Origin of the sequence: Salinivibrio sp. IB643 (genome assembly GCF_001996105.1) — a bacterium.
Taxonomy (GTDB): Bacteria; Pseudomonadota; Gammaproteobacteria; order Enterobacterales; family Vibrionaceae; genus Salinivibrio; species Salinivibrio costicola.
The window spans coordinates 43362-51191 of sequence record NZ_MUFF01000020.1; the positions used below are offsets into that span (position 1 = coordinate 43362).

Genomic DNA, 7830 nt, shown 5'->3' on the forward strand with positions numbered 1-7830 from the left:
CCCTTATTTTTTAGCGCCTAATGGAGAGAATAGGTAATGGAAAAACGTGCTGAGTTGTATCGCGGTAAGGCAAAATCTGTTTATGCAACCGATGATGAAAACCGCTTTGTTCTGCACTTTCGCAATGACACCTCTGCGTTTGATGGTGAGCGTGTTGAGCAACTTGAGCGAAAAGGTGAAGTGAATAACAAGTTCAATCACTTTATCATGCAAAAGCTTGAGCAGGCAGGTATTCCCACCCAAATGGACCAACTGTTGTCCGATACCGAGTGCGTGGTGAAAAAGCTCGATATGATCCCGGTTGAGTGTGTGGTAAGAAACATTGCCGCGGGCTCACTTTGTCGCCGACTGGGCGTAGAAGAGGGCACAGCACTCACTCCACCTACTTTTGAGTTGTTTTTAAAAAACGATGCGCTGCATGATCCTATGGTCAATGAATCACTGTGTGAGTCCTTAGGGTTCGCGAGCCAAGCCCAATTAGCGACCATGAAGTCGCTGACGTGTCAGGTTAACGATGTGCTTAAGGCGCTGTTTGCTGAGGGTGACTTATTGCTGGTGGACTACAAGCTGGAGTTTGGCGTCGACGTCAACGGTAATATTGTCCTTGGCGATGAGTTTAGCCCAGATGGCTGTCGTTTGTGGGATGCCAACACGCGAGAAAAATTGGATAAAGATCGCTTCCGCCAAGGTCTAGGTGGTGTGGTAGAAGCTTATATCGAAGTAGCAAAGCGTATCGGCTTAGCCCTATAATTTTTTGGCTTAAAAAGCAAACGATTGCGTCGCGTGTGAAGACAATAGCACCGTGTAAATAAAATAGCGCCATGGATATGGCGCTATTTTTTATCGTCGTTCTCATCAGTGGGGAGGTCGGTGTTATCGTTTGCGTCATCGTCAGACGCTGAACGTTGATGCTTATCAGGCTTGTCTTTGTATTTAAGCCCAAACTTGGCGTTGGCGGTATATTTGAGCGCCATGATGTTACTCACGACCACGGCGACCACAATGGTAATAATCACATAAGGATTGGTTAGCCATTCCATCTTTCCACCTCGCATAAGTTGGTGACGTAAGTTGAATATATCCAATCTAATTGGCCGAGGATAGCGTCTTTCCCACAAATCGGCGCATGGGTGATCGCAGCCGCGAGCATATCCTGAGAGAAAGCGGATAACATTGACGCACTGGTGGCAATATGGCTGATATGCCATGGCTCTCTGGCAACCCCGCCTTGGTATCTCGCATAAGGAAGAAAGAAACCAAATGCTGATACATTGGCATATAGCCAAGAGGAAAAGGCCGCTTGCGGGCCACTGTCGTATTCGGGTGGGGTTAAAGCCAGCGGCTGATCAGGGATAAGAGACTGCTTATCGTACACATCTATGTCTGTTCCCCAATGATGTCGACTGGCGCCGGGTAACGCCGACCAGCGTAAGATCGCGTGCACCCGTTCCTTGTCTGATAAGCGGGTTATATCCATAGGTTGGCTGTGAGCATCAAGGACAGGCAGATCGCCGTTAAATTTACCATTCCAGATCGCCAACTGACGTTCAAAAGCGCGATAACCACTGGCGACTCTCAACGCGAACCCAGCACGACTCGCCGCCTGTTGTAAGGCGGCGACGTCAGATAACACATCCTGATGCAAACAGGGCGCCCCTGGTTGCGCGTTCATTGGTTGAAGGGCTGAAGAGTCTTGCCCAATCAACTGTGCTGCGCGTAGGCTCACGGTAGCGCCTTTTCCAGCACTTTTTGGTACATGTCGGTCAGCTTTTCCAAGTCAGGAATACTCACACACTCATTGACCTTATGAATCGTGGCATTGACCGGACCCAGCTCAATCACTTGAGCGCCCATCTGGGCAATAAAACGACCATCGGAGGTGCCACCGGTTGTCAGTAATTGCGGCGTTTGATGATTCACCTCTTCAATCGCGGCCACAACTGCATCAAGCAAGGTACCTTCATCGGTCAAAAACGGGTCACCACTGTGGGTCCATTCTAAGGTGTAGTCGAGCCCGTGCGCGTCCAAAATAGAATAAACTCGCTGTTTGATGGTTTCACTATCTAGCTCGGTACTAAAGCGGAAGTTAAATTGCGCATGACACTCACCCGGGACCACATTGGCTGCGCCGGTGCCTGCCTCAATATTTGGGATTTGAAAGCTTGTCGGTGGAAAAAAAGCATTGCCATTATCCCACACTGTTTGCACTAACTCTGTTAGCGCTGGCATGGCCTGATGGACAGGATTACTTGCAAGGTGCGGATAGGCGACATGGCCTTGTACTCCTTTAACGTACAAATCGCCAGTGATGGATCCGCGACGACCGTTTTTGACCACATCACCGACGTGATTCGTGCTTGAGGGTTCACCGACAATACACATGTCGATTTTCTCATTTCGAGCCATCAGCGTATCGACGACACGGGTGGTGCCATTAATAAAGGGTCCTTCTTCATCCGACGTGATCAGAAACGCGAGTGAACCCGAGTGGTCTGGATGCTCGGCAATAAAGCGCTCAACAGCCACAACCATGGCGGCGAGTGAGCCCTTCATGTCCGCGGCGCCACGTCCATGAAGGTGATCGTCAATGACAGTGGCTTCAAATGGCGGCGTATGCCATTGATCGCGCGGGCCAGCGGGGACGACATCGGTGTGGCCCGCAAACGTAAAGAGCGGCCCATCAGTGCCCCGTCGCGCCCAAAGGTTGGTGGTATCGTCAAACACCATGGTTTCAATCGTAAAGCCCAGGGCTTCTAATCGAGCAATCATTTGAGCTTGGCAACCCGCGTCTTCCGGTGTGACCGACTCACGATTGATCAAGTCTTTTGCCAAAGCCAGCGTAGCAGTATCAGTCATTGGAGTTTCCTTACAGCAACAGTAAATAAGTACTTACATTACGCGAAAATCTCAGCGTATTGGCTCTCTTTAAAGCCAAGATAGTACTCCCCTTCGTGTACGAGTAAAGGGCGTTTAATGATCGCTGGATTGTCTAACATGATCGCAATCGCACGGGGTTGGTCTAAACTGGCTTTTTGTTCGTCACTTAGCTGGCGATAAGTGGTGCCACGCTTGTTAATCAAAGGCTCCCACCCTAATTCGGCAACAAAGGTCTGTAACATCTCGGCATCTAACCCCGTCTTGCGGTAATCGTGATACTGATAGTTAATGCCTTGGTTATCCAACCATTTAAGGGCTTTTTTTAGGGTATCGCAGTTTTTAATGCCAAATACAGTTGTCATGGTCGTTATCATCATTATTTACGGACAATTAAGAGTGACATCGCTCAACATCGAACGCAATAGTGGGGAAGGGGCCGTTTGGCGATGCGATAAGGGATGAAGCGTGTGAAATGTGCCACTAAATGAGCCTGCAGCACGTCGATTTGATGGCCTTTTGATCAAACGCAAAGCCTCTTCGCAGGCAGCATGAATAATGGGAACATTCGTAACTGTTGGAGGTTCATATGGAACTAAACCCGGTATTCGCCCGGCGTCTCTATCTTGCCGTGTTGGTAGAAGAAATGGAACGCCCAAATGTGCCACGCCTTATCGAGGCGACAGGCTGGCCCCGTCGTACGATCCAAGATGTATTGAAATCACTGTCTGGGCTCGGTATCGATATGACTTTTATCCAAGATGGAAAGCGTCATAACGATGGTTACTACCAGCTTAAAGACTGGGGACCGTTCCGCCGTGATTGGGTCGAAGATAAAAAGCGCGATATTCGCTCTTATATCAACTAGCTGCTCGCTTAAGGCGTGATAAGCTCAGCGTCGGTTAAACGTTGGCGAATGACCTCGGCACGTTGACGGTTGGCGCCAAAGTCATAGTAGCCAATCCGAGATGCGGAGCGAAGGGCGATCTGGTTGCCCTCAAGCGAGACTTCAACATCATCCACAAAGCGCAGCACCTTAGTGGTAAAGCGTAAGTGTGCGTAATTATCTTGCGAGGTGACGACCTCAGCACGCGGCATGGCGGCGATATGCGCGACAATGGCTGAAAACGCCACGTTGTCGTTGGCGATATCAAGCGGTGCCAGCTGGAATTTTTCTCGGGTATCTGCCGTAGACACACAGTTGGGACTATCGCCACAGGCCGTCACTGGCGGATGTTTAGCCATCGTTTCTCCTTTGCTGCAGCCAACCAAAGTGATGAACCCTATAACCGTTATCAGTCGCTTCCACATTACGCCCTCACCAAGATATAGCCAATGAACCCTATCCAGCTTACCACAAGTAAAAGCCATGGGAGACTGCTGTAGCTTTTATCCAACCCTGGTTCAGCGGGGCTGGAGTCATCGACTGGGGCTTGAGATGTTTTCACAGGCGCGGCGCTTGATGGTTTATTTTGTTGTTTTTTTCGTGCTTTATCCTGCTCGCGTGCTTTTGCTTTTTGTTCCTTTTTATATTGGGCAATCCCTTTTTCAATCCCTTGTGCAATCAGTTTGGTCTGCGCTTTTGTTTGTCCCGGTTTTTGCGTGGCTTTCGCAACGCGCATGGCGTCTTGTTGCGTTTCTGGCGAAATCGTCGCGTTGGCTTTGGCTTTGGCCATAAGGGCTCCATGTAACGCTTAATAAATAACTCCACCCAAGGATAACAAATTTTACTTTTAGGCTTGCAGTTTTTATTGCATGTCGCCATGGTAAATATGTGACTTCTCAATCAATAAGCTTATGGATACATTTCATCACTTCGACGACAAAGGGTATATCAAGGCACCGCAGATTGCCGTGTTGTGTCTACTGTTATTAAGCCGCGCGTGGTGGCTATTGGCAATGGCTGGCGTGAGTCGAGAGCAGGGGAGTGAGTTGCTCGCGCTGGTTTATCCTGAGTTATCGGCGTTTTATATAAGCTTGGCAATTGGCGTGGTGCCGCTCGGGTTGTTGTTATTGGTCGGTAACTGCGACAGAGCGCCTGAATGGCTAAGACAACACTGGCACATTGGCTATTGGTGGGTTTGGCTATTATGGCTATGGGAAGCTTATCAAGTCTGGCAAACGTTCATCGTCACTGGGGGGCAGTTTGATTGGCTGCTTGCTTTACACGGCCTTTGGCTAGCTTGGGCAAGCCTTTATTGGGCAAGAAGCCGACGCGTCAAACGCTTCTTTTTTCAGTTTACGAATGATGGCCGAGCGATGGCTTAAAAAAAACGCAGCCAATTAGCTGCGTTTGTCTAAACCAGAGACGGTTTATTACTTGGTGACACGTAATACTGGGGTTTCACCCACAGTGACGGCACCTGATAGTTTGGTCAACTCTTTGATCTCATCCATATTCGAGATCACAACAGGTGTCAGTGTTGATTTCGCTTTCTCTTCGAGTGTCGCTAAATCAAATTCAATCACGGTATCACCGGCTTTAACCGTTTGACCTTCTTCGGCAATGCGCTTGAAGCCTTCGCCTTTCAGCTCGACGGTGTCGATACCAAAGTGAACAAAAAGCTCGACGCCATCGTCTGACTCAATTGAGAAAGCGTGGTTGGTTTCGAAAATCTTACCGATAGTGCCGTTTACTGGCGCTACCATTTTGTCACCAGATGGCTTAATCGCAACACCATCACCGACGATTTTCTCAGCAAACACAACGTCAGGCACGTCTTCGATGTTGACGATCTCACCCGACAATGGGGCGATAATTTCAATAGCACTAGCGTCGTTGCTGTCTTCAGACACCAACTTCTTCAGTTTGTCGAACAGACCCATAGTGTTGCTCCTAAGCAGTAATTCTTTGCTGATTGTATATTAGCAAGCGGTTTTTTCCGCAATAAATTTTTCGACATAGGCCTCGATTTCTGCCGCAGTTGGCAAAGTGAGCGCTGTGTCGGCCATCGCTTTCACATCAGCAAAGTTGGCATTACGGATAATCTTCTTGATGCGAGGGATAGAAATGGCACTCATGCTGAACTCATCCAAACCCATTCCCATCAATAGTAACGTTGCTTTCTCATCACCTGCAAGCTCTCCGCACATCCCCGTCCATTTTCCTTCAGCATGTGAGGCATCAATCACTTGCTTGATAACCGTTAGTACTGCAGGAGACAGTGGATTGTACAGGTGCGAAATAAGCTCATTACCACGATCGACCGCTAAGGTGTATTGGGTCAAATCGTTAGTGCCGATGCTGAAAAATTCCACTTCTTTCGCGAGGTGGTGAGCGATTGCAGCCGCGGCCGGTGTCTCAACCATTACGCCGATTTCAAGATCAGCATCAAAGTCGAGGCCTTCTTGGCGTAGCTCTGCTTTGTAGGTTTCAATCGCTTCTTTTAGCTCGCGGATTTCTTCGACAGAAATAATCATCGGGAACATGACACGAATTTTACCGTGTGCCGATGCGCGTAGAATCGCACGTAGCTGATCGCGGAGAATTTCGCGACGGTCAAGACTGATACGGACGGCTCGCCAGCCCAAGAATGGGTTCATTTCTTCAGGCAGATCCATATAAGGCAGATCTTTGTCACCGCCAATGTCCATGGTGCGAATGATCACTGGGTGACCATCAATCGCTTTTGCGACCGCCTTATACGCTTGATATTGCTCTTCTTCAGTGGGGAGCGAGTCACGGTCCATGAACAAGAACTCAGTGCGATAAAGACCCACACCTTCACCACCGTTACGGTTCACACCGTCACAGTCTTTTACTGTGCCCACGTTGCCGCACACTTCGACGTGGTGGCCGTCTAATGTGATAGCAGGCAAGTCTTTGAGCTTCGCGAGCTCGGCTTTTTCCGCGATGTGTTGATCACGAATCGCTTTAAACTTGTTGAGCTCGTCGTCAGAAGGATTAACGACAATTTGGTTGTTAATCGCATCAAGCACCAACATGTCACCGTTTTTAACATTGGCGGTGGCATTGTTAGTGCCCACAATCGCTGGAAGCTCTAACGAGCGTGCCATGATCGACGAGTGCGAGGTGCGACCACCGATATCGGTGATAAAACCGAGCACATAATTCAGGTCAACCTGTGCTGTTTCTGAAGGCGTCAGATCATTCGCAACCAGGATCACTTCTTCGTTGATCGCGCTCAGAGACACCATGTTGATGCCGAGTGCGTTTTTAACAAAACGAGAACCAATATCACGGATATCTGCCGCACGCTCTTTCAGATAATCATCATCCAGAGATTCAAGCGTCACCGCCTGCTCTTCAATCACAGCGTAAATCGCATGATCTGCAGTGGCATGGTTAGATTTGATGAAGCTGACAATCTCGTCTTCCAGCTCTTCATCTTCTAGCAGCATGATGTGACCTTCGAAGATCGCTTCTTTCTCTTCGCCGAAGGTTTCCCTTGCTTTGTCTTTGATCGCTTCGAGTTGCGTCTTAGACTGTTCGCGAGCATCCAATACGCGCTGAATTTCTTTTTCAATTTGAGACGCATCAATCTTATCTTTATTGATGACAACGTCTTCTTCTTGCAACAGCAGTGCTTTACCAAAAGCAATACCAGGTGATGCCAGGATGCCTGAAATCATAGCTTTACCTTACGTTTATCCAACTTAAAACCGATAGAAAAAGAGCCGGATTACTCCAGCTCGCCCATCAGTTTTACCAGGTGATCAACGGCTTGTTGTGCTTGCGCACCTTCAGCAGAGATAGTCACCTTGGTGCCTTTGGTCAAGCCAAGGGTTTGCAGTTTAAATAGGCTTTTCGCGCTCGCGCTCTTACCGTTTGACTCAACAGTGATGTCAGCGTCATAGCTTTTTGCTTCTTTGACGAACTGCGCCGCTGGACGAGTGTGTAGGCCGTTTTCTGCACTAATTTCAACTTGCTTCTGATACATGATTCACCCCGTTTCTGTATTTTTTTAAATCTATGTATTAAATATAAGATTAGCT

At 48.6% G+C, this 7830-nt stretch carries 12 protein-coding genes; 3 read left to right on the forward strand and 9 right to left on the reverse strand.

The features are described 5' to 3' along the window. Window positions 1-36 precede the first annotated feature (36 nt). Window positions 37-750, forward strand: coding sequence for a phosphoribosylaminoimidazolesuccinocarboxamide synthase (gene purC, locus BZG77_RS09935; RefSeq protein WP_077647119.1), 714 nt, complete (start codon window positions 37-39; stop codon window positions 748-750). A gap of 83 nt (window positions 751-833) precedes the next feature. On the opposite strand, the gene BZG77_RS09940 is transcribed toward purC, so the two are convergent. Genes BZG77_RS09940 through BZG77_RS09955 form a run of 4 tightly spaced genes read right to left on the reverse strand, consistent with a single transcriptional unit; the run spans window position 834 to window position 3239 of the window. Beyond that, complete coding sequence (locus tag BZG77_RS09940) at window positions 834-1040, reverse strand: DUF2897 family protein (protein ID WP_077647120.1); 207 nt, start codon at window positions 1038-1040, stop codon at window positions 834-836. Beyond that, window positions 1028-1726, reverse strand: coding sequence for a M15 family metallopeptidase (locus tag BZG77_RS09945; RefSeq protein ID WP_241844141.1), 699 nt, complete (start codon window positions 1724-1726; stop codon window positions 1028-1030). Before BZG77_RS09945 ends, BZG77_RS09940 begins: the two co-directional genes overlap by 13 nt. Further along, the gene (gene dapE, locus BZG77_RS09950) at window positions 1723-2856 is read right to left on the reverse strand and encodes a succinyl-diaminopimelate desuccinylase (protein ID WP_077647121.1); all 1134 of its coding nucleotides are present in this window, start codon (window positions 2854-2856) and stop codon (window positions 1723-1725) included. The genes BZG77_RS09945 and dapE overlap by 4 nt, the downstream gene beginning before the upstream one ends. Window positions 2857-2894: 38 nt before the next feature. Then, a complete protein-coding gene (locus BZG77_RS09955; RefSeq protein WP_077647122.1) occupies window positions 2895-3239 on the reverse strand; it encodes an ArsC family reductase in 345 nt (114 codons plus the stop codon). 224 nt (window positions 3240-3463) lie between these two features. Between BZG77_RS09955 and BZG77_RS09960 the strand changes: the two genes are divergently transcribed. After that, window positions 3464-3742: a winged helix-turn-helix domain-containing protein gene (locus tag BZG77_RS09960; protein WP_077461603.1), complete on the forward strand. Its 279-nt coding sequence runs from the start codon at window positions 3464-3466 to the stop codon at window positions 3740-3742. 8 nt (window positions 3743-3750) lie between these two features. Here the strand turns inward: BZG77_RS09960 and BZG77_RS09965 are convergent, their stop codons facing one another. Together BZG77_RS09965 and BZG77_RS09970 are read right to left on the reverse strand one after the other, a co-directional pair. After that, window positions 3751-4119, reverse strand: a complete 369-nt coding sequence (locus BZG77_RS09965) for a DUF1499 domain-containing protein (protein ID WP_158011434.1) — start codon at window positions 4117-4119, stop codon at window positions 3751-3753. A gap of 65 nt (window positions 4120-4184) precedes the next feature. After that, window positions 4185-4550 (reverse strand): DUF2956 domain-containing protein, encoded by a 366-nt coding sequence (locus BZG77_RS09970; RefSeq protein WP_077647124.1) that lies wholly within the window; start codon window positions 4548-4550, stop codon window positions 4185-4187. Window positions 4551-4671: 121 nt separating this feature from the next. Between BZG77_RS09970 and BZG77_RS09975 the strand changes: the two genes are divergently transcribed. Then, window positions 4672-5142 (forward strand): DUF2919 family protein, encoded by a 471-nt coding sequence (locus BZG77_RS09975; RefSeq protein ID WP_077647125.1) that lies wholly within the window; start codon window positions 4672-4674, stop codon window positions 5140-5142. Window positions 5143-5190: 48 nt separating this feature from the next. Here the strand turns inward: BZG77_RS09975 and crr are convergent, their stop codons facing one another. Genes crr through BZG77_RS09990 form a run of 3 tightly spaced genes read right to left on the reverse strand, consistent with a single transcriptional unit; the run spans window position 5191 to window position 7775 of the window. Then, complete coding sequence (gene crr, locus BZG77_RS09980; RefSeq protein WP_025744475.1) at window positions 5191-5700, reverse strand: PTS glucose transporter subunit IIA; 510 nt, start codon at window positions 5698-5700, stop codon at window positions 5191-5193. A gap of 39 nt (window positions 5701-5739) precedes the next feature. Next, on the reverse strand, window positions 5740-7467 hold the full coding sequence (ptsI, locus tag BZG77_RS09985) for a phosphoenolpyruvate-protein phosphotransferase PtsI (RefSeq protein ID WP_077647126.1): 1728 nt from the start codon (window positions 7465-7467) through the stop codon (window positions 5740-5742). A 50-nt stretch (window positions 7468-7517) separates the two neighbouring features. Then, a complete protein-coding gene (locus BZG77_RS09990; protein ID WP_077647127.1) occupies window positions 7518-7775 on the reverse strand; it encodes an HPr family phosphocarrier protein in 258 nt (85 codons plus the stop codon). Between the last annotated feature and the right edge of the window lie 55 nt (window positions 7776-7830).

Excerpts from the sequence above, each read along its gene's own strand:
- BZG77_RS09990 (WP_077647127.1), bottom strand. The coding sequence starts at position 7,775 with ATGTATCAGAAGCAAGTTGAAATTAGTGCAGAAAACGGCCTACACACT.
- BZG77_RS09960 (WP_077461603.1), top strand. The coding sequence starts at position 3,464 with ATGGAACTAAACCCGGTATTCGCCCGGCGTCTCTATCTTGCCGTGTTG.
- BZG77_RS09965 (WP_158011434.1), bottom strand. The coding sequence starts at position 4,119 with ATGGCTAAACATCCGCCAGTGACGGCCTGTGGCGATAGTCCCAACTGT.
- purC (WP_077647119.1), top strand. The coding sequence starts at position 37 with ATGGAAAAACGTGCTGAGTTGTATCGCGGTAAGGCAAAATCTGTTTAT.
- BZG77_RS09955 (WP_077647122.1), bottom strand. The coding sequence starts at position 3,239 with ATGACAACTGTATTTGGCATTAAAAACTGCGATACCCTAAAAAAAGCC.
- BZG77_RS09940 (WP_077647120.1), bottom strand. The coding sequence starts at position 1,040 with ATGGAATGGCTAACCAATCCTTATGTGATTATTACCATTGTGGTCGCC.
- dapE (WP_077647121.1), bottom strand. The coding sequence starts at position 2,856 with ATGACTGATACTGCTACGCTGGCTTTGGCAAAAGACTTGATCAATCGT.
- crr (WP_025744475.1), bottom strand. The coding sequence starts at position 5,700 with ATGGGTCTGTTCGACAAACTGAAGAAGTTGGTGTCTGAAGACAGCAAC.
- ptsI (WP_077647126.1), bottom strand. The coding sequence starts at position 7,467 with ATGATTTCAGGCATCCTGGCATCACCTGGTATTGCTTTTGGTAAAGCA.
- BZG77_RS09975 (WP_077647125.1), top strand. The coding sequence starts at position 4,672 with ATGGATACATTTCATCACTTCGACGACAAAGGGTATATCAAGGCACCG.
- BZG77_RS09970 (WP_077647124.1), bottom strand. The coding sequence starts at position 4,550 with ATGGCCAAAGCCAAAGCCAACGCGACGATTTCGCCAGAAACGCAACAA.